Genomic DNA, 22380 nt, shown 5'->3' on the forward strand with positions numbered 1-22380 from the left:
CAATATAGCCAAATACCTACTATTTGTTAGGCTTATTTAGTAAAGTTGGCGTTAAAATTTAAAGAAAACGTTATAGGATCGGTCGAATAATATGAATAATGAGATTTTGCAGCTAGTTTTTAGAAGTATTGGAAATAATCCAATATATTTAACCTTGACTAAATAACAAACAACTCAACTGATGATAGGAATTTTATCTTTTTTAGGCTTTACCATTTTAGTAGCGGTAATTGCATATTTCGCGACAAGAACAACTAATGAACAAACCTCTGATGGGTACTTTCTAGGAGGGCGAAGTTTAACGGCTGGGGTAATTGCAGGATCTTTACTACTTACTAATTTGTCTACAGAGCAAATTGTTGGACTTAATGGCAATGCTTATAGTGATGGAATTTTAGTGATGGCTTGGGAAACTTTAGCCGCCATTGCAATGGTAATATGTGCAATATATTTGTTGCCTAGATATTTAAAAGGTGGTATTAGTACCATACCTACATATTTAGAAAGAAGGTTTGATAAAACAACAAAAGCAATGACATCGGGCTTATTTTTAAGTGGATACGCCATTGTATTATTGCCAATTGTTTTGTACTCTGGTTCTTTAGCGATTAGTGGAATGTTTGATCTACCTGCTAAATTAGGTATATCTGAATGGGCATCAATTTGGGTATGTGTTTGGAGTATAGGTATAATAGGTAGTATTTATGCCATATTTGGGGGCTTGAAGGCTGTTGCTGTATCTGATAGTATTAATGCAATTGGCTTGCTAATCGGTGGGTTGTTAATACCAATATTTGGACTTTATGCAATTAGTGATGATAATAGTCTTTTAGGAGGGCTTTCAAAGCTTACTGCTCAACACCCTGAAAAATTTAATGCAATAGGTTCAGAATCTTCGAGTATACCTTTTGCTACGATATTTACAGGTATGGTTTTAGTACAATTATTTTATTGGGGTACCAATCAACAAATAATACAAAGAGCCTTGGCCGCAAAAAACTTAAAGGAAGGTCAGAAAGGGGTAATGCTTGCTGCCTGCTTTAAGATATTAGGTCCTTTAATTGTTGTTTTACCTGGTATCATTGCGTTTCATATGTTCGATGGCCAATTGGAAAAAGCAGATCAAGCTTACCCTAAATTAGTGGCCGCAGTTTTACCGGCTACTTTGGTTGGTTTTTTTGCAGCTGTACTCTTCGGAGCCATACTTAGTTCTTTTAATAGTGCTTTAAACAGTTGTGTTACGTTATTTGGTTTAGATATCTATAAAGAGTACATAGATAAAGATGCTTCAGAAACTAAAGTTGTTAAAGTTGGAAAACGTTTTGGTGTTTTACTTGCATTGTTTTCAATGATTTTAGCTCCTTTTCTGTATTACGCTTCTGATGGACTTTTTGGCTATTTGCAACAAGTAAATGGAGCTTATAGTATTCCGATTTTATCAGCAATCGTTATTGGTTTCTTAACTAAGAGAGTACCGGCTATAGCAGCTAAGGCAGGTATTATATTTGCTGTGGTGGTTTATGTTATTTATATATTCATGCAACGAGGTCTTGGAGTAGAATGGTTACCACACATGTTGCACGTGCAAGCAATAACTTTTGTATTAACAATAACTTTAATGTTGGTAATAGGTAAATTAAAACCTAGAGATAGTGATTATGTACAGGAGTATACAAATGAAGTAGATATTACAAGCTGGAAATATGTAAAGCCAGTAGGATTGATTATTACATTAATTGTAGTTAGTACATATATTATATTTAGATAAAGTATCATAATCTATTATAAATTGTAGGTTTTACTTTTAAGAGTATATTCTAAATTATTTTTGGAATGCACTAATTCTGTAATAATAGTGAAAACGCAACATTCCTTCTTGCAAAAGCAAAAAGGAATGTTGCGTTTTTTATGAAATGTCATGTTTAAATTAGAAGTAATTTATTAATGTTATAGGAGCTGTTTGCTTTAAAGTATGTTGCTTTTATACAATTAGAGTGACTTGAGTATTTGAAAAAGTTAAGGGTGTTTAAAACCGCTATCATCTATAAGTGATGTGGTCTCTGCATCACTTTGTTAAAATTTATGAATTACAGCAAGTGGTAAATGATAAATCTTACATAAGCTCTTTTTATCTGCGTAAGTTAGTTTTGTTTATGTATTCATCACTGAACATTTTTAATAGCAATTCTTTGGGGTAAAAAATAATAGATTTGATATACCTTTTTTTGTTCTTTTTATTCTTCTAAGTCAAATTGAGAAATATTTTTTCACAGAACCAAAACAAGTTATGTTGATCTTACTTATGTTTAGCAGGTTTTTTTTTAGGTTGCATATCTATTGAATCCTTCAAAAGATTTATAATTCATACTTTCTTCCTGTTTTTTATAAATGTCACAAAGAAAAAGGTCTCCAATTAATATTGGAGACCTTTTCAACTTAAACTTAACTTTATATATGCTTAGTATCCTGGGTTTTGAACCAAATTAGGATTTGCAAGCAATTGTGCTGGTGGAATAGGGAACACATTGTAATCGTCATTGTTGATAGTTCCTTCTGCTTTAAATAACCAATCTCTACCGAATTGACCAAAACGAATTAAATCGTTACGTCTCCAAGCTTCTTGGTATAGCTCTCTACCTCTTTCATCTAAAATGTCTTGTTCAGAAACCGTACCTAACAACTCTTGAGTGTTACGTATTGTTCTTAAATCATTGATCATAGCTGTTGGGTCGCCACCGCTTCTAAACATTGCTTCAGCTTTCATTAAGTGAGCATCTGCATATCTAAAAACAATTTGATGACTTATGGAGGCCTCGCCATTTCTAGCGGCGTATTTTTGTATACGAATACCTGTAGTTTCATCATTATTAATGAAATTAACAGCACCGGCACCATCTTTAAAATCTCTTTTAAAAGTAAGTGGTGCACCTTGTCTGTCTTCTAATGGTGTCCCATCTAAATCATATTGTTGATTGATAAGAAAACCATAGCCAACGTTTGAACCATTTACATATCCGTCTAATTCAGAAGCATACGGCTGATCAGCAAAATCTACACCAATTGTAGGTACTCCACCTCTTCGTTCTTCTTGACCGTCCACAGGGTTTTGCTCAGCATCTAATTCGTTAGATTCAGAATCACCTTCAAATAAGTCATAAAATTCAGCAAGAGTACTGAAACCGTTCCAACCACCACCTTGAATACTGGTGTTATTATAGTGAAGTCCCATTACTACTTTATTAATTGTATTAGCTTCTAAAGACCAAATAGTTTCAGTGTCTGCATCTGGTAAGAAAAGGTCAAAATAACCATCTTGTAAAGCATAGCCGTCAGCTGTAATAGCATCAACTAAAGAAATAACTTCAGCCATGTCACTTGAATCAGGGGAACCACCTAAATAAATATGCTTGTTTAAAAGAACTTTAGCCTTTAAATATCTAGCTGCAGCTTTACTAGCTCTTAAGCTAGTGTCTCCACTTGCAGCAGCAGTAGCTGGTGCATTTGCAATAGCAGTTTCAATATCTGCAAGAATAAAATCAATTGCAGCTTGTCCAGATAATACTTCAGGTACAGATGATGATGGTAGTGCTGTATCTCTGTAAGGTACTTGACCGAAATTATCAAGAATTACCCACATGCTATAAGCTCTAATAAAACTTGCGTCACCAATATTAGTTGCTGATGGACTACTTCTTGAATCTAAAACTTGAGAAGCTTGTAATTGGTTGGAATTCCATAATTGAAATACGTTAACAATAAAAGCATGTTGTCCGTTCCAATCATGTGTATGTAATACTCTCCATAGTCCGTTATCACCCCAATCACCACCACGGGTCGGTATTAAATGTTCATCTGAAGTCACCTCTTGAAGGGCGAAGTAGTTGTCTTGTCCGGCATATTGACCAGCAAGAGAGCCATATAGATTCGTAACAGTTGAAGAAGGGTCGGCTAAACCTTGAAATCCTTCAGAAATGATAGAATCTGTTTCTTCTATCTCTAGGTCGGTACAGGAAGTGATCCCTACCAACGATAGAATAGAAAGCGTTAATATTTTGAAATTATTTTTCATGATATACAATTTTTTTTAATTAAAATGATGCATTAACACCAAAAGTGAAAGTTCTTGGTCTTGGGTAAGAACCATAGTCAATACCTCTTGATGGTACACCTGAATCTAAATCACCAGTATTAGAAGTAACTTCTGGATCTAAACCACTGTAATCTGTAATCAAGAATAGGTTTTGACCTGTTAATGAAAAACGCAAAGAACTTAAAGCTCCCTCACCAGACAATGGAACGTTATAACCAATACTTGCATTTTGGAAACGAACGAAATCTCCTTTTTCTAAGAAACGAGTAGATGCATCAGCAGAAGCTCCTGGGTCTTCACCACTTGTTAATACATTTGAAGTTACGTTTCTAGAGTTAGAAAGCGCTCCTGCAGTAAAGTATGCGTTTTCAGTGTTATTATAAACTGAGAAGCCGAACTGACCTTGAAAGAATACAGATGCATCGAAATCTTTTACTTTCAAGTTTAAGCTTAAACCAGTAGTAATATCTGGTAAAGCATCTTCACCTACAAACGTTTTATCAGCAAAAGGATCTCCAGTACCATTACCATCAACATCTTGATAAGTTGGAGAACCAGCGCTATCAAAACCAGTGAATATTGGTAAGTAGTAAGAGTATAATGATTGACCAGAAGCGAAACGTTGTGCAAATGCACCTGTTAAACCAGGACCATTAACCGCACCTGTATCAATTAGACCTTCGAAGTTTTCAACTTCATTGTCGTTGTAAGCAATGTTGAAATCTGCAGAAAAAGTTGCATCGTCACTTCTTACGAAATCATAAGATAAAGCAAATTCAACCCCTTGGTTGATAATACTAGCATCAACGTTTTGGAACTGGAAAGGATCCACAGCAGGTGCTGCAGGTGGTGTTTGTAAAAGAACGTCAGTAGTTTCAGTTCTATAAACATCAATACTACCACTTAAGCGATCGTTGTTAAAGCCGAAATCGAGACCTGCGTTTATGTTGAAAGAAGACTCCCATTTTAAGTCCGGTCTATCAGTTGCTACAATAGCAGTACCATTTGCGTTGATATCAAGATTTTGCTGAACAGTTAAATCAGAAAAACGTTGTCTTGCTACAAAGTTACCATACCCTAGCCCATCTTGGTTACCAGTGATACCTGCGCTTAAACGTAATTTAAGAGTAGATACATTTTCACCAACAAAATCTTCTTCATTCATTTTCCATGCAAAAGCACCAGAAGGGAAGTATCCGTATTGGTTTTCAGGACCAAATCTAGAAGAACCATCTGCTCTCATTGTTGCTGTAAACAAATATTTGTCGTTTAAAGTGTAATTTAATCTAGCAAAGAAAGATTGTAACTCATCAGTATTGTCAAATGAATTGGTGAATACAGAAGTTACAGCACTGTTAAGAGTTCTACCTAATTCTTCTTGAGCAACAACAGTTGGTAATAATCTATTTATTAATACACCGTTTGTATTTGGAGCGTAATAAGCTTGTTGATAAGAACCAGAAACAGCATTCTGTAAGTCATTTACAGCACCTCTAAGTTCTCTGCCCATCTCATTTAAATCACTAGTTGAGTAGCCTCTGCCACCAGCATTGAATCCGTAAGTTTGAAAATCTTGGTAACCGAAACCTACTAAAGCCTCTAGGCTAGAGTTTTCAAATTCTGTATTGTAGTTAACTGTAGCTTCAAAAGTTTTGTTGTCTCTTTTTAAAACTCCGTAGTTACCACGTCCAATATCAGTTACACCATTAATGTTGTTGATGTCTCTAGAGATAACAGATGTGTTAGAAGCTTCGGCGATATCTAAACCGGCATTTAATTTTGCAGAAAGTTCAGAAGTAAAGTTGTACTGAATAGAACCGTTTAATAAATACCTATCAGTGTTAGTTATATTCTGAGTATTGTCCAATGCATTTTGAGGGTTTACATTTAATCCACCAGCATTAAAGTTAGAGTTTGAAGGCCAAGTAGGGTTTGCTGCATAAGCACCACCTAAAACATCACCAGCGGCACCTGCTTGCGCACTAATTGGCGCTTGAGAATCATTAATTCTAGCGATCGACATTTGAAGACCAAGAACTAATTTGTCATCTAAGAAACGTTGGTTAAAATTAACTCTACCAGTAATTCTTTCTAAATCAGAGTTTTCAACGATACCGAATTGTTTTCCGTAACCAAAAGTTGCTCTTACATTACCACTACCATAATTCTTAGAATAAGAAAGGTTTTGGTTTTGAGAAGCAGTGGATCTTAATACAACTTGTTGCCAATCTGTACTAGCACCGAAATCAACAGCACTTGCATTACCACCAACAGCGGTAACACCAGCTAAAAATTCAGAAGGCTTTAAAAGGTCAAAAGTATTTGCTGCTTTTGCAATACTCAAAGAGCTTGAAAAATCCCATACACCTTCGCTACTTCCTTTACCACTTTTAGTAGTAATGATAACAACACCATTTGCACCTCTAGAACCGTAAATAGCTGTTGCAGATGCATCTTTTAATATACTGATGCTTTCAATGTCATTAGGGTTGATAAAGTTTAAAGGGTTTTTAACGGCACTTTGTCCAAAACCGGTTTCACCTTGTGGTGAAGTATCACCGCCTCCTAATGGAACACCATCAACTACGAATAGTGGATTGTTGTTTGCACGTACAGAGTTAGAACCTCTAATGTTAATTTGGATACCTGCACCTGGCTCACCACTAGTTTCTTGAATGTTAACACCAGCGGTCTTACCTTGAATTAACTGTTCTGGTGAAGCAATGTTTCCGCCGTTGAAATCATCAGCAGTTACTGCGGTTACCGAACCAGTTGCATCTTTTACAGTTGTAGTACCGTAACCGATAATTACAACTTCTTCTAATGCTTCAGCATCTTCATCTAAAGTGATGTTTATGGAAGTTCTACCATTAATCGCTACTTCTTGAGTTTTGTAGCCGATATAACTAATAATAAGTACAGCACCTTCTTCTGCGGTCAATGTGTAATTACCGTCAAAATCAGTTTGCGTACCATTCGTTGTTCCTTTTTCAAGAACACTTGCTCCTGGTAAAGGTCCACTTGCATCTGAAACAGTTCCAGATACTTCTTGTGCCTGCATAAATCCAAAGCACAAAAATGTACCGAGAACTAACAGACTTTTTAGGAATGTAATCTTCATAAATTGTTAATTTAAGTTGAGTTAATTTGATTCAATTGTTAAAAATATGTAAAAAGGTGTGTTAACAATGGTTTGAGCAAAGTTTAAAAGTTACGAAAACGGTTTCGTGTTAATAACTTTTATTTTTTACGACTATAATGAATGTCAATGCACAATATTATGATATTCTTAATTAATATAGTGGTTAAATATGAATATTTGAATATTATTCAAATATAAGAAAAATACTTTTTTGCATATATTTACTAAATAGTAGTTGTTCGGCAACTTTAACTTTTAGATTAATTTAAGTTATTATCTTAAAATTTAAAATCCTTTATTTGAAACCAAAAATCACCTTAAAAGATATTGCTAAAGAACTTGATGTTTCTATTTCTACGGTGTCGAAGGCATTGAAAAACAGTAAAGAAATTAGCAAAGACACAAAAGATAGAATAAAGGCTTTTGCAAAATTCTATAATTACCGTCCTAATAATATCGCACTTAGTTTAAAAAATAAGAGAACCAAAAATATTGGTGTTGTTATTCCAGATATTGTACATCACTTTTTTACCACAGTTTTTAGGGGAATAGAAATGTATGCAAACCAAATGGGGTATAATGTTATTGTTTGTATTTCTGATGAATCTTTTGATAAAGAGGTTATAAATATGGAAATGTTGGCAAATGGCAGTATAGACGGTTTCATTCTTTCATTAAGTGCAGAAACACAACGTAAGAATGATTTTACACATTTAAAAGAATTATTAGATCAGGGTATACCAATAGTACTTTTTGATCGTGTTACCGAAGAAATTGCCTGTGATAAGGTAATATTAAATGATAAGGTGATATCAACAGAAGCGGTTGAACATTTTATAACTGCCGGGGCAAATAAAATTGCTTTGGTAACTACTGAGAATTTTTTTAACGTAAGTGAAAGTAGAAAGGAAGGTTATTTGCAAGCTTTGAAAGATAATGGTATGACTGTTAATCAAGATTTAATTTTGACATTACCTCATAGCTTAGACAATACAAATTTAATAACTGAGTTTTTTCAACAAAATGAGATTGATGCTGTGTTGTGTGTTAACGAGATTTTTGCGGTTCAATGTATGAGTGTTATTCAACAGTTAGGGTATAACGTTCCAAATGATATTTCGATTATAGGGTTTACTGATGGAATTTTATCAAAATACTCATCTCCAAAATTAACAACAGTAGCGCAACACGGTGAAAAAATGGGGGAAAAGGCAGCAAAGTTTTTAATAGATAGAATGGAATCTTTAGAAATGGAAGAAGCACCTTTTAAAACCGAGATTATTAATGCGACCTTAATAAAAAGAGGTTCTACAATCAATTAATAGAAGTAAGAAAATGGAAAAAGTAGGTTTTATATTTGACTTAGATGGTGTTATAGTTGATACGGCTAAATACCATTATTTGGCTTGGCGAAAACTAGCCAATGAATTAGGGTTTGAATTTACTAAAGAGCAGAACGAACTCTTTAAAGGAGTGAGTAGAAAAAGATGTCTAGAAATTCTTTTAGATATTGGTAATATAACGGCTACGCAAGATCAGTTCGACACTTGGATGGTAGAGAAAAATTTAGATTACCTAGCTTACATTGAAAAGATGGATTCAAGTGAAATTCTACCAGATGTAACTAGGGTTTTACAATATTTAAAGAATAAAAATATTCCTATTGCACTAGGCTCGGCAAGTAAAAATGCCAGGCCTATTTTAGAAAAGGTTGATTTATTGCCATTTTTCGATAGTATTGTTGATGGCAATAGCGTAACCAAGGCAAAACCAGATCCAGAGGTATTTTTGATAGCAACCAATAATTTAGGTGTTGCAGCAAATTCATGTGTAGTTTTTGAAGATGCAGTTGCTGGTATTCAAGCGGCGAATGCTGCGAATATGGTAAGCATAGGCATAGGTGAAGCTGAAATACTAAACGAGGCAGATTACAATTTTAACGACTTTACTGAAATGAGCGATGATTTTTTAGAATCATTGATCAACAAAGAACATAAAGAATAAATTAGGGAAGCTGTACTTTAATTTCATTTTTTCATATTTCAATTCAATATAAATTTTATGAATCAAGATTATATAAAGCCAGATAATTGGTGCATCATAGAAGAAGGTTTCGATCAAGAAAACGTAAAGTCTTCTGAAAGTATATTTAGTATAGGTAACGGTGCTATGGGGCAACGCGCCAATTTTGAAGAAACCTATACAGGCGAAACTTTTCAAGGTAGTTATATTGCTGGAGTTTATTATCCTGATAAAACCCGTGTGGGTTGGTGGAAAAACGGCTATCCAGAATATTTTGCAAAGGTTTTGAACGCTCCTAATTGGATCGGAATCAAAATTTATATAAATGAGGTAGAGTTCGATTTGGCAACAAGTAAAAAAGTTTCAAATTTTAGACGAGAATTAAATATGAAAGAGGGCGTTTACGCCCGTAGCTTTCAAGCAATAACTACGAATAATATAGAAATAGAAGTTGTTGTAAAACGGTTCTTAAGCATAGATATTGATGCGGTAGGTGCTATTTCATATACAGTTAAAGTTTTAAATACAGATGCTACAATAGTATTTGAGCCATATTTAGATAGTGGTATTACAAATGAAGATAGTAACTGGGATGATAAATTCTGGAATACAACAAATGTAAGTGCAGCTGATAATCGTGCCTTTATAGAGGCATATACCATGAAAACAGAATTCAAGACTTGTACGTTTATGCAGGCTTCTTTAGAGTATGATGGAAATCAGATTTCGGGTGTAACATCAGAAAAGACCGATTCATTTGTGTCATTAAAATTTGAGCAAAATGTAAAAGCAGATTCTTCTATTTCGTTGACAAAATTTGGCGGATACACCGTTGCAAGAAATCATCCAAATGAAGAGCTTAAACAAGTAGCTAATAATAGTTTAGATGAAGTAAGTGCTTTGGGCTTTGATCAACTATTACAAAAACAAAAAGATGCTTGGGCTGCTATTTGGGACATGAGCGATATTGTTATTGAAGGCGATGTAAAGGCTCAGCAAGGTATTCGTTTTAATATTTTCCAATTAAACCAAACATATTTAGGTACAGATTCTAGGTTAAATATTGGTCCGAAAGGATTTACAGGTGAAAAATACGGTGGTAGTACCTATTGGGATACTGAAGCATACTGTATTCCTTTCTATATGGCTACCAAAGATGATAAAGTAGCTAGAAAGCTATTGAAATATCGTTATAACCATTTAGAAAAGGCTATTGAAAACGCCAAGAAATTAGGCTTCTCTAATGGAGCGGCATTGTACCCAATGGTAACTATGAATGGTGAAGAATGCCATAACGAATGGGAAATTACCTTTGAAGAAATTCATAGAAACGGTGCTATTGCCTTTGCAATCCATAACTATTTTAGATATACTGGCGATTATAGTTACATACCTGAAATGGGATTAGAAGTGTTAATTGGTATTTCTAGATTCTGGCACCAACGTGTAAACTTATCTACGGATAAGAATAAATATGTTATGCTTGGGGTTACAGGACCTAATGAGTACGAGAACAACGTAAATAACAATTGGTATACCAACTATTTAGCAAAATGGTGTATTAATTATACGCTAACTCAGTTAGACAAAGTTAAAAACGGTTATTCAGATGATTATCATAGAATAATTGGTAAAACTCAGCTTACCGATAGAGAGTGTGATAAATGGAGGAAAGTAGCCAATAAAATGTATTTTCCATATTCGAAAGAGCATGGGGTATTTTTACAGCAAGATGGCTTTTTAGATAAAGATTTGGTAAGGGTAGATGATTTGCCAAAAACAGAAAGACCAATTAACCAAAAATGGAGTTGGGATAGAATTTTAAGATCTCCATATATAAAACAAGCAGATGTTTTACAGGGCTTTTACTTTTTTGAGGAAGATTTCTCAGTAGAGGATTTAGAAAAACATTTCGATTTCTATGAGCCCTTTACTGTTCATGAATCTTCTTTATCGCCATGTGTGCATAGTATTCAAGCAGCGAAATTGGGCAGAATGGAGCAGGCGTATAATTTCTATTTAAGAACATCTAGATTAGATTTAGATGATTATAATAAAGAAGTAGAAGAAGGTTTGCACATTACTTCAATGGCTGGTACTTGGATGAGTATAGTTGAAGGTTTTGGTGGTATGCGGGTTATAAACGATAAATTATCATTTAAACCTCAGATACCAAGTCAATGGACTGCATATTCTTTTAAAGTCAATTTTAGAAATAGAATAATTAAAGTAAACGTTACTGCTAAGAACAGTACTTTTCATTTGACAGGAACTGAAGAAGTGACCATTCGTGTAAATGGAAAGAAAGTAGCATTGTTTCCAGATGAATTGACTACTATCTAATAAGTCTTTAGTGCTTTAAAGTTTAAAGTTTAAAATTGAATTGCTCCATGAATAGAAAGATTGTAATTTATCATGTATTTACCAGACTTTTTGGAAACACAAATACCAATAACAAACCTTGGGGAACAATCGAGGAAAATGGGGTAGGCAAATTTGCAGATTTTAATAAAAAAGCACTAACGGAAATTAAGGAATTGGGTGTTACCCATATCTGGTATACAGGTATACCTCATCATGCTGTAATCAATGATTATACTGAAATCGGTATTTCAAATGATGACCCAGACGTTGTAAAAGGTAGAGCAGGTTCACCATATGCAGTTAAAGATTATTACAATGTTAACCCCGATTTGGCTAAAGATCCATCAAAAAGGTTAAAAGAGTTCAAATCTCTAATTGACCGTACACATAAAGCGGGCATGAAGGTGATTATTGATATTGTACCGAATCATGTTGCCAGAAAGTATGAGGGAAAGACGAGCCCTAAAGGTGTTTCTGATTTCGGATTTGGCGATGACACATCTGTTGAATATCAAAAGGATAATAATTTTTATTACATCCCGGGAACGGAATTTAAAACTCCACAATGGCGAGATGGTTATGTGCCTTTAGGTGGGAACACTCCTAATTTAGCATATGCAAAGTTAGAGGAAATTCCGGCGAAATGGACCGGTAATGGTTCTCGTAGTCCACAACCAGATATGAACGATTGGTATGAGACCGTTCGTGTAAATTACGGCGTTAGACCAGATGGTAGGTTAGATTTTGATATGCTACCAAATGATTTCGGCGAGAAAGATCACGAAGAGCATTTTAATTATTGGAAAAAGAGAGTAGTACCTAGTTCTTGGCGCAAGTTTAGAGATGTAGCCCTGTATTGGTTGGCAATGGGCGTTGATGGCTTTCGATATGATATGGCAGAAATGGTTCCGGTAGAGTTTTGGAGCTTTATGAATTCATCTATCAAAATGAAAAACCCCGATGCTTTTATAATGGCAGAGGTATATAATCCAGATTTATATAGAACATATATCCATAAAGGAAAGATGGATTATTTATATGATAAGGTCGATTTTTATGATGGCTTAAAACATATAATGAAAGGCTATGGTTGGTCTGATCATTTGCCGGTGGTACAAAATGGCTTGCAAGATATTGAGCATAACATGCTTCACTTTTTAGAGAATCATGACGAGCAGCGTATTGCTAGTCCAGAATTTGTAGGTAATGCTGAAATAGGCAGACCGGCAATGGTAGTTTCTGCAACGATAAGTACATCGCCGACCATGATTTATTTCGGACAAGAAGTTGGTGAGCCAGCTGCTGAGCATGCAGGTTTTGGTAGTCCGTCAAGAACATCTATATTCGATTATATAGGTGTTCCCCACCATCAAAGATGGGTAAATAATAAAAAGTTCGATGGTGGTCAATCAACGCCTGAAGAAGCCTCGTTAAGAGATTTTTACAAGCGATTATTGAATTTTACTATTAGCAGTGAAGCTTTAATGGGTGCGTACCGTGAAATTCATTTTTATAATAAAGAAATTACTGAAAATTATAATCACCGGGTGTTATCATATGTTCGCTGGTCAGAAAATCAAAAACTAATAGTTGTTTCAAATTTTGATGTCAATGACCACTTTTCTTTCGATTTAAAATTACCTGTTGATTTAATGAATACATGGCAATTAAAAGAAGGTAGTTATTCTTTACATGATGCACTTTATGGTTACACCAGTTCATTACGAATAGAAAATGGAGAAGGTCATGTTGCAATTAGCCTAAATCCTTTAGAATCCTTTATTTTTGAATTAAAATCTTAAGATATGCTCAAAAGAATTGCCTTAGTTTTTATTTGTATCACTTTAGCATCTTGTAATATGAAAGAAGAACCGTTAGTAATTGGTCATAGAGGTGCTATGGGTCACGAAACTGAAAATACCTTGCCGTCTATTCAAAAAGCGATGGATATGGGTGTTGATATGATAGAGATTGATGTCTTTAAAATTAAAAGTGGAGAGATTGTCGTTTTTCATGACGATAAGCTTGATCGATTAACAAATGCGCCTGGTAATATTGAAGATTATTATTTTGTTGACTTAAAAAAGGTAATTGTTGAAGGCGGGCATGAGATACCAATGCTACAAGATGTTTTAAAGCTTATTGACAACAAGGTTGCTTTAAACATAGAGCTTAAAGGTGCAGGTACTGCAGATAAGGTTAACCATATCATGAATTACTATATAGAACAAAGAAATTGGTCTGCAGAAAATTTTATAATTTCAAGTTTTAATTGGGACGAGCTTAAGGAAATGCGTAAGCATAATCCAAACGTAGCTATTGCAGTCTTGACTGAAGAAAACCCAGTAGATGCTATACCTGTGGCTAAAGAATTGAATGCCGTAGCAATTAATCCATATTTTAAAAATCTAGATTTAGAAAAGGCAAATGAAATTCGAGATGCCGGATTTAAAATTTATACATGGACGGTAAATGAACCTGCAGATATTGATGCAATGAAACGTATTGGGGTAGACGGTATCATTACAAACTTTCCAGAACGGGTAAAATAATGTACGACGTTTTAGTAATTGGTGGTGGTGCTGCAGGCTTTTATGCGGCAATACATATCGCAGAAAAAAGACCAAATACTAAAATAGCTATTTTAGAACGTGGTAAAGTTGTACTCACCAAGGTGAAAATTTCTGGTGGTGGTCGCTGTAATGTTACGCATGCAGAATTTAATCCGGCAGATTTAAGCAAGAACTATCCTAGAGGAGAAAAAGAACTATTAGGTCCTTTTCATACCTATGCCAGTGGTGATACCGTTGGTTTTTTCGAAGAACGTGGTGTGGCTTTAAAGATTGAAGAAGATGGCAGAATGTTTCCGGTCAGTAATTCATCACAGACCATTATAGACTGTTTTATTTCAGAGGCAGATAGATTAGGGGTTCAAGTAAAAACACTTTGCTCAGTCACCGGAATAGAGCAAGCTGAGAAAGAAGGAGCTAAGATTTGGAAGGTTGCCGTAGGCGAGAGTTTTATGTACTGCAAAAAGCTCATTTTGGCAACGGGAAGCAACCCTAAAATGTGGAAGTATATTGAAGCATTAGGGCATACAGTTGTACCACCTGTACCGTCATTGTTCACTTTTAATATAAAAGATGAACGTATAGCAGATATACCCGGTGTCGCTACACATGCCGAGGTAAACGTAATACCTAAAAAGAATTTTGGTAAAAAGACTGGAAAAGCAAAATTAGATACATCTGGTTTAAGCTCAGACGGGCCGTTATTGGTTACCCACTGGGGAATGAGCGGACCGGCAATTTTAAAGCTATCTGCTTGGGGAGCGAGAATTTTAGAGCACTATAATTATCAATTCAAAATTCAAGTGAATTGGGTACCAGAATATCATCAAAACGGACTCTTAGAATTGTTTTTGAAGGTAAAGCAGGTAGAAAAGAAAACTGTTTTAAGAACCAAAGTGCTAGATATACCGAGGCGTTTATGGGTAAACTTGGTTAAAGCATCTGATATAGCCGATACTACGACTTGGCCAGAAGTATCAAAACAGCAATTAACTTCATTAGCAGAACAACTGACTGCAGGTATTTTTCAAGTTAATGGTAAAAGTACTTTTAAAGAGGAGTTTGTGACGGCTGGTGGTTTGGATTTAAAGGAAGTCAACTTTAAAACCTACGAAAGTAAAATTCTGCCAAGTCTGTATTTTGCTGGTGAAATCATAAATGTAGATGCTATTACTGGCGGATTCAATTTTCAAAATGCCTGGACGGGTGGTTATATCGCAGCTAAAGGTGTAGTCGAAGATTTGAATTCAAATCAATTCTAAAATGAAAACCTATATTGCATTTTTAAGAGGGATTAATGTCAGCGGAAAACATAAAATACCGATGGCTGAACTTAGAGAATTATGTGATAGTTTAAAACTGCGAGATGTAAAAACATACATTCAAAGTGGTAATGTGGTTTTTAAAAGTGAACTTGAGAATACATCAGAGTTAGAAGTATTAATTTCTAAAGCTATTTTAAAAAATTTTGGTTTTGAAGTGCCTGTTATAGTGAAAACAACATCTCAATTACGTGATATTCTTAATGAAAATCCGTTCGAATCGGAAGATGAAATTATAGGAAAAAAAGTCTATTTTGTGCTGCTAAATGATGTTCCGAAAGTTCAAGAGCTTACTAAGTTTAAAGGAGAATCTTACGAGAACGAAGAGTTTTCAATTTCTGATAACTGTATATATCTAAAGTGTAAAGCTGGGTATGGTAAAGCTAAGTTGAATAATAATTTGATAGAGCGAAAACTGAAAGTTTTGGCAACTACTAGAAATTATAGAACCATGCACAAATTATTAGAGTTGAGTAATTAGATTAATTTAATTCCCAAATTTTGTAATTCAAAGCTGTAGCGAAACAAACCCAAAGTAAGTAGGGGATTAACAATATGGCGGCAAATTTACTAACTACATTGAACCATTTAATAGTAATAGATAAAACTACTAAAAGTGCCATAATTACTAGTAGCCCATAAAACGGTTGTTTTAGTCCGAAGAATACAATACTCCACAATCCATTTAAAAGTAGTTGAAAACCAAAGTGATATAATCCCGTTTTTACATATTTATGATGAAAGCCTTTTGCCCAGACCCAACCGGCAGATATACCCATCATAATATAAAGAGCACTCCATACCGGAGCGAAAATCCAGTTTGGCGGGTTAAAACTTGGCTTGTTTAAAGTCATGTACCATCCGTTTACAGAGCTTTGTGTAACCACGCTACTAAGAAATCCAATAACCGAGCATATGACAATACCAATAAAAATGTATGTAAGCTTTCTTTTCAATTGGTTGGTGTTTAGCTCTAAAATAAGGATTTATTTTAATTGATAGTCCTAAAAACTATATTTGCACAAATTGAATATTCAATGTCAGAAAAAGAATTTATTCCAGCATCATATACCACATTGAAAGAAGAAGGCACAGTATCGTATTCTTCACCCAGTAATATTGCTTTGGTAAAGTATTGGGGAAAGAGAGAGAATCAGATTCCCGCCAACCCATCTATCAGTTTTACATTGGCTGCATGCGCTACTAAAACCAGTGTGCAGTATAAAAAGAAGGACCAAAAAAGTGATGAGTTTTCGTTCGACCTATTGTTTGAAGGCCAAGCAAAAGAAGAATTTAAGCCGAAAATAAATACATTTTTAAAAAGAATAGAAGTCTATCTACCGTTTTTAAAAGAGTACCACTTTGTTATAAATACATCAAATTCTTTTCCGCATAGTAGTGGTATAGCATCATCTGCGAGCGGTATGTCAGCATTGGCATTATGTTTTATGGAGATGGAAAGGTCATTCTCAGTATCTATTCCTGGTGATTATTTTAATAGAAAAGCTTCGTTCTTATCTCGTTTAGGTTCTGGTAGTGCATGTCGCAGTATTGAAGGACCTTTGGTACAATGGGGCGAAACAGCTTCAATCGAAGGAAGCTCAAACTTATTCGGCATAAAATATCCGTATGCAGTACATGAGGTATTTAATAATTTTCATGATACCATTTTGTTGGTTGATAAAGGAGAGAAACAAGTAAGTAGTACTGTAGGTCATGAGTTAATGCACGGTCACCCGTTTGCAAATCAGCGGTTTGATCAGGCACATACCAATTTAGAGAAGTTGAAATCGGTTTTAGCAGATGGTAATTTAGATACTTTCATAAGTATTGTAGAAAGTGAGGCACTTACATTACATGCGATGATGATGACGAGTAATCCGTATTTCATATTAATGAAGCCCAATACCCTTTCTATAATTAATGCGATTTGGAAATTTAGGCAAGAATCTAATACCCATGTTTGCTTTACCTTAGATGCAGGTGCGAACGTGCATGTATTATATCCGGAAAATGAAAAGGATATCGTTTTTCCGTTTATAAAAGAGAAGTTAGTGCCTTTTTGTCAAAATGGGCAGTATATTTGTGATCGAATTGGTCTGGGTGCTAAGAAGTTGTAGGTAATTAATGTACTATTTTTTTATAAAAAACGTTTGTAAAAGAATGATTCATCTATTCTGTTTAACCTTTTAAGGTAAAACGTTCAACTTTATGTGAATCTTTGACTATATTTATATAAGTTTCAATATTAGCTTAGTTTTTAAAATGAAAGGACCTCTTTTTTATTCAAAAATTCTTCTCTTCGGAGAGTACGGTATCATTAAAGATTCCAAAGGATTATCAATACCTTATAATTTTTATAAGGGAGCTTTGAAGTCTGATGCCAGTGTTTCAAAAGAGGCAACAAAATCTAACGAAAGTTTAGCTGCATTTGCTCTTTATTTAGAAGAGTTAACTGTTGAAGAACCAAGTTTGGTTTCTTTCGACTTAGACCTTCTAAAAGCAGATGTTGCTGAAGGTATGTATTTTGATAGTTCTATACCGCAAGGGTATGGTGTAGGTAGCAGTGGTGCTTTAGTTGCAGCTATTTATGATAAATACGCGCAAGAAAAAATAACGGTTCTTGAGAACTTGACTAGGGAGAAATTATTGAAGCTTAAAACGATATTCGGTAAAATGGAGTCGTTTTTCCACGGTAAATCATCTGGGCTTGATCCATTGAATAGTTACTTAAGTCTTCCGATTCTTATAAACTCTAAGGACAATATTGAGTCTACTAGCATACCTTCACAAAATGTAGAAGGTAAAGGAGCCGTATTCTTATTAGACAGCGGTATTATTGGAGAAACTGCACCAATGGTTCAGATTTTCATGGAGCAAATGAAGAATGATGGTTTTCGTAAAATGCTAAAAAATCAATTCATAAAGCATACAGATGCTTGTGTAGAAGATTTTGTAAACGGCAATATTCAGTCATTGTTCGGTAATTTAAAGCAATTGTCTCATGTTGTTTTGGATAATTTTAAACCTATGATTCCTGCAAAATTTCATGCCTTATGGAAAAACGGAATAGATACTAACGATTACTACTTAAAGCTTTGTGGCTCAGGAGGTGGTGGTTATATTTTAGGTTTTACCGAAGATTTTGAAAAAGCTAAAACTGCGTTAAAGGACTATAAACTAGAAGTAGTCTATAATTTTTAGGTAATTTCCATACATGCTTAATAGAAGAAATAAACTCTTACTTTTAAAAGTACTGAGTCTGTTTTCAGTGGTTAGGGGGTATAACATTCTAGTTATAGCACTAGCCCAATATTTAGCGTCTATTTATATTTTAGCACCAGAGCTTCCTGTTCGTAAAGTCGTTTTTGACGTTAATCTTTTCGTCATTGTAATAGCTTCTGCTATGGTTATTGCTGCTGGTTATATTATCAATAATTTCTATGACGCAGAAAAAGACCTCATTAATAAGCCACGAAAAAGTATGTTGGATCGCTTGGTAAGCCAGCGATTTAAGCTGACGACCTATTTTGTACTCAATTTTTTTGCGGTAATTGCAGCCAGTTATGTATCGTTTAAAGCGGTTTTCTTTTTCTCATCATACATTTTTGGCATTTGGATCTATTCGCATAAGTTGAAGAAAATTCCATTTTTGGGTAATTTTATTTCAGCCACTTTGGCAATTACACCATTCTTTGTCGTATTCATTTACTATAAGAATATTCAGCCAGTGATTTTTATGCATGCAGTATTTCTTTTTTTATTAATACTAGCACGAGAAATGATCAAGGATTTAGAAAATATTTCAGGAGATTTAGCTCAGAATTATAGAACTATTCCGATAATTTACGGAGTACGAACTTCTAAAGTTCTTATCAGTTTATTGATTTTATTGACCCTTGTGCCATCATTACTGCTGATTTTTAAGTTCGATGTGGGGTATATGAACTTTTATTTTATGCTTTGTGTGGTATTGCTAGTCCTCTTTGTATTTCTTTTATTCAAGGCAAAAGCCCGTAAAGACTATGTTTGGCTGCATAATATTCTAAAACTAATTATAGTAATGGGAGTCTTTGGTATTCTACTCATAGATGTTGACCTTGTTTTAAACAGAATACTATAGTTGTTCGTAATATGTTTCATATAACTATTTGAACGGCAACGCAATTTGCTACCTTTGTGCAAAATTGGTACAGTTATGAGTAGGGATGATTCTAGTAGAGGAAAAAATGCTTCAGGTAGGCAAGGTGGTAATTTTAAAAAGAAGAGCTATGCTCGCGGTAATGCTCCCATTAAAAAAAATGTGACGCCAGCTAAGCCACAAGATCCAAATTCTATTAGACTAAATAAATATGTAGCCAACTCTGGGGTATGTTCTCGAAGAGATGCAGATATATACATTGCTGCCGGTAATGTAACTGTAAATGGAAAGCCAATTACAGAAATGGGATATAAGGTTAAGTTGAGCGATGAGGTAAAATTCGATGGTCAATTATTAAATCCTGTAAAGAGAGAGTATGTATTGCTGAACAAACCTAAAGACTTTGTTACAACTGTACGCGATGAAAAAGGGAAAAGACACGTTTCTGGGTTAATATCAAGTGCATCTAAGTCAAAATTACTTCCTGTAGATAAATTGGAAAAAGAACATACGGGTTTACTTTTGTTCACCAATGATGGTAGTATGACCAAGGTATTGAAAAGCCCTGTAAACGGCATGCGTAAAATTTATCATTTGGTTTTAGACCAAGAATTAAGAAGTGCCGATTTAAAGAAGATTCAAGAAGGTGTAGTTGTTGACGAAAAGGCAGTTCGTGTTCAAGATGTAAGTTTTATTGCTGATGCTCCAAAAAGAGAAGTCGGTATTGAGATTTACAGTTCTAGAAATAAAATCGTAGAACGCATTTTTGAAAATTTAGGGTATAAGATTCAAAGAATGGATAGGGTTGTTTATGGAGGTCTTACCAAAAAAGATTTACCAAGAGGACACTGGAGGTATTTGACCGATCAAGAGGTTATAAATCTTAAGATGATCAAGTAATACAATGTCCTTGTCTATTTAAAAGGCTATAGGATATGAAATTATTTCAGTGCACGAACTGTAAGAATACAGTTGTTTTCGAAAATAACGTATGTGTAAATTGTGGCTATCTTTTAGGCTATTCTTCTTATTATAATAAGATAGTCGCCTTAGATACGAATGTGTCTAAATGGGAAATCCCTGAATTGGATGGCAAAACCTATGAGTATTGTGAAAATTTCAAGCACAAGGTTTGTAATTGGCTGGTAGATACTTCAAGAGGACGAAAATTTTGTCTGGCCTGTTCCTTAAATAGAACCATTCCTCATATATTAGACGATGCTAATTTAGCCAAGTGGAAGCATATTGAAATAGCTAAGCACAGGCTGGTTTATCAATTATTGCGTTTTTCATTGCCAGTGGTTAGTAAAATAGAGGATGAACTAAAGGGTTTTTGTTTTGATTTTTTGGCTAAAGAAGATTTGCCTGAAGAATCAAAAGACACTAAAACTGGGCACGCCAATGGTGTCATTACCCTTTTAATATCAGAAGCAGATCCGGTTGTTCGTGAGCAGGTTAAACAGCAAATGGCTGAACGTTATAGAACTTTACTAGGTCATTTTAGACATGAGGTAGGACATTATTTTTGGGACTTGCTTATTCGTGATAATCCTGAAGTTTTAGCGGATTTTAGAAACATTTTTGGTGATGAATCCAAATCCTATGCAGATGCATTGACCAATCACTATAACAATGGTCCGCAGGCAAATTGGCAGCAAAATTTTATAAGTAAGTATGCCTCTTCTCATCCTTGGGAGGATTGGGCGGAAACTTGGTCACATTATTTACATTTGACAGATATTTTGGAGACCGCCTATAATTTCGGATTAAAATCAAATCCTAAGATTACCGCAAAGCAAAATATAAAAATGAATGCTAGTTTTGATCCTTATAAGGAGACTAGTTTTGAAAAAATAATGGATACCGGTATCCCATTATTGTTTACGTTAAATAGTATGAACAGGTCAATGGGTGAAGATGACCTTTATCCTTTTATTATCTCTGAGCCAGTAAAGAAAAAGTTGGCGTTCATTCGTAATTTAGTAAAAGGTATTTAACCGATACGAAAAGTTAATCGTTTATTTAAAATCAATATTATGCGCATTACTAATGGGTATACCTTTATTTATTAGGTTCAGATACTACTAATATTCATCTGTAGTCTTGATTATTTTTCCGTCTTGCATAATTTGGTAGGTTGAGCTAATCTTGCTGACGGAATCGTGGTAAGTACTATCTATTATTGTAATGATATTTCCTTTAAGAGATGATGTTCTTTTACTCTTATCTTTCCCTATTTTATCATATGATATTTTTAGGTTTGCGATTAGGTTTCCATCTAAATCATAATTGATCAGACGCGATTCCATTTCATTGTTACCAATAAAAGTAGTGACTACTAAAGTAATAAAGTTTCGAGATAATGCTATTCGATAATCTTGATGAATAGAATATTTAGAGGGATCAGACTTGTAATCAGTGTAAATTGTATTCAATTTTGAATATCGTACCAATGGGTAATTTATATGGATTGCCTGCTTCACTGTAAAATGAATCGTGCATTTGTAAAACATAGGGATTTTCATTTACAAAAGGCTCGTAATTAAGTGCAATGTAACTTTCGTACTTCGCAACGACCTCTTTACCTATAATACTGGCATACGGTATTTGTTGAGAAATATCGGTAGCCTGCGTTCTATAGAAACCCCACCAGAATAAGAATATCAATAGTGCTACGACTACAACACCGATTAAAAGAAGTTTCTTGATTAATGTAGCTATTTCCATGG

18 protein-coding genes are annotated in these 22380 nt (G+C 34.5%); 13 read left to right on the plus strand and 5 right to left on the minus strand.

All coding sequences use genetic code 11. From position 1 onward, the window contains the following. Window positions 1-181: 181 nt before the first annotated feature. Window positions 182-1768 (plus strand): solute:sodium symporter family transporter, encoded by a 1587-nt coding sequence (locus Q0871_RS10495; protein ID WP_299322169.1) that lies wholly within the window; start codon window positions 182-184, stop codon window positions 1766-1768. A gap of 690 nt (window positions 1769-2458) precedes the next feature. Here Q0871_RS10495 and Q0871_RS10500 read toward each other — a convergent pair. Together Q0871_RS10500 and Q0871_RS10505 are read right to left on the minus strand one after the other, a co-directional pair. Continuing rightward, a complete protein-coding gene (locus Q0871_RS10500) occupies window positions 2459-4069 on the minus strand; it encodes a RagB/SusD family nutrient uptake outer membrane protein (RefSeq protein WP_299322171.1) in 1611 nt (536 codons plus the stop codon). Window positions 4070-4088: 19 nt separating this feature from the next. Further along, on the minus strand, window positions 4089-7211 hold the full coding sequence (locus Q0871_RS10505) for a SusC/RagA family TonB-linked outer membrane protein (RefSeq protein ID WP_299322174.1): 3123 nt from the start codon (window positions 7209-7211) through the stop codon (window positions 4089-4091). Window positions 7212-7531: 320 nt separating this feature from the next. On the opposite strand from Q0871_RS10505, the gene Q0871_RS10510 reads away from it, so the two are divergent. From Q0871_RS10510 to Q0871_RS10540, 7 genes are read left to right on the plus strand one after another with little or no spacing between them, the layout of a single operon-like run. Continuing rightward, window positions 7532-8554, plus strand: a complete 1023-nt coding sequence (locus tag Q0871_RS10510) for a LacI family DNA-binding transcriptional regulator (protein WP_299322178.1) — start codon at window positions 7532-7534, stop codon at window positions 8552-8554. Between the two features lie 13 nt (window positions 8555-8567). After that, window positions 8568-9236, plus strand: coding sequence for a beta-phosphoglucomutase (gene pgmB, locus Q0871_RS10515; RefSeq protein WP_299322182.1), 669 nt, complete (start codon window positions 8568-8570; stop codon window positions 9234-9236). A gap of 57 nt (window positions 9237-9293) precedes the next feature. Beyond that, the gene (locus Q0871_RS10520; RefSeq protein ID WP_299322191.1) at window positions 9294-11597 is read left to right on the plus strand and encodes a glycoside hydrolase family 65 protein; all 2304 of its coding nucleotides are present in this window, start codon (window positions 9294-9296) and stop codon (window positions 11595-11597) included. Between the two features lie 47 nt (window positions 11598-11644). Continuing rightward, window positions 11645-13420 (plus strand): alpha-amylase family protein, encoded by a 1776-nt coding sequence (locus Q0871_RS10525; protein WP_299322193.1) that lies wholly within the window; start codon window positions 11645-11647, stop codon window positions 13418-13420. 3 nt (window positions 13421-13423) lie between these two features. Continuing rightward, the gene (locus Q0871_RS10530; RefSeq protein ID WP_299322196.1) at window positions 13424-14170 is read left to right on the plus strand and encodes a glycerophosphodiester phosphodiesterase family protein; all 747 of its coding nucleotides are present in this window, start codon (window positions 13424-13426) and stop codon (window positions 14168-14170) included. Further along, window positions 14170-15450: an NAD(P)/FAD-dependent oxidoreductase gene (locus Q0871_RS10535; RefSeq protein ID WP_299322200.1), complete on the plus strand. Its 1281-nt coding sequence runs from the start codon at window positions 14170-14172 to the stop codon at window positions 15448-15450. The genes Q0871_RS10530 and Q0871_RS10535 overlap by 1 nt, the downstream gene beginning before the upstream one ends. Before the next feature lies 1 nt (window position 15451). Beyond that, the gene (locus Q0871_RS10540; protein WP_299322204.1) at window positions 15452-15991 is read left to right on the plus strand and encodes a DUF1697 domain-containing protein; all 540 of its coding nucleotides are present in this window, start codon (window positions 15452-15454) and stop codon (window positions 15989-15991) included. Window position 15992: 1 nt separating this feature from the next. On the opposite strand, the gene Q0871_RS10545 is transcribed toward Q0871_RS10540, so the two are convergent. Continuing rightward, a complete protein-coding gene (locus Q0871_RS10545; RefSeq protein ID WP_299322207.1) occupies window positions 15993-16466 on the minus strand; it encodes a TspO/MBR family protein in 474 nt (157 codons plus the stop codon). 81 nt (window positions 16467-16547) lie between these two features. Here Q0871_RS10545 and Q0871_RS10550 point away from each other — a divergent pair, with 81 nt between their 5' ends. The 5 genes from Q0871_RS10550 (at window position 16548) to Q0871_RS10570 (ending at window position 21648) form a co-directional block, all read left to right on the plus strand. Beyond that, complete coding sequence (locus Q0871_RS10550; protein WP_299322209.1) at window positions 16548-17630, plus strand: diphosphomevalonate decarboxylase; 1083 nt, start codon at window positions 16548-16550, stop codon at window positions 17628-17630. Window positions 17631-17775: 145 nt separating this feature from the next. After that, on the plus strand, window positions 17776-18714 hold the full coding sequence (locus tag Q0871_RS10555; RefSeq protein ID WP_299322213.1) for a mevalonate kinase: 939 nt from the start codon (window positions 17776-17778) through the stop codon (window positions 18712-18714). A 13-nt stretch (window positions 18715-18727) separates the two neighbouring features. Further along, the gene (locus tag Q0871_RS10560; protein WP_299322216.1) at window positions 18728-19633 is read left to right on the plus strand and encodes a geranylgeranylglycerol-phosphate geranylgeranyltransferase; all 906 of its coding nucleotides are present in this window, start codon (window positions 18728-18730) and stop codon (window positions 19631-19633) included. A 75-nt stretch (window positions 19634-19708) separates the two neighbouring features. Continuing rightward, window positions 19709-20551: a S4 domain-containing protein gene (locus Q0871_RS10565; RefSeq protein ID WP_299322221.1), complete on the plus strand. Its 843-nt coding sequence runs from the start codon at window positions 19709-19711 to the stop codon at window positions 20549-20551. 35 nt (window positions 20552-20586) lie between these two features. Then, on the plus strand, window positions 20587-21648 hold the full coding sequence (locus Q0871_RS10570) for a putative zinc-binding metallopeptidase (RefSeq protein WP_299322224.1): 1062 nt from the start codon (window positions 20587-20589) through the stop codon (window positions 21646-21648). Between the two features lie 87 nt (window positions 21649-21735). Here Q0871_RS10570 and Q0871_RS10575 read toward each other — a convergent pair whose 3' ends face one another. After that, on the minus strand, window positions 21736-22086 hold the full coding sequence (locus Q0871_RS10575) for a hypothetical protein (RefSeq protein WP_299322229.1): 351 nt from the start codon (window positions 22084-22086) through the stop codon (window positions 21736-21738). Beyond that, a complete protein-coding gene (locus tag Q0871_RS10580) occupies window positions 22067-22378 on the minus strand; it encodes a hypothetical protein (protein ID WP_299322233.1) in 312 nt (103 codons plus the stop codon). The genes Q0871_RS10575 and Q0871_RS10580 overlap by 20 nt, the downstream gene beginning before the upstream one ends. Between the last annotated feature and the right edge of the window lie 2 nt (window positions 22379-22380).

It is taken from the genome of uncultured Maribacter sp. (genome assembly GCF_947500985.1).
Lineage (GTDB): Bacteria > Bacteroidota > Bacteroidia > Flavobacteriales > Flavobacteriaceae > Maribacter.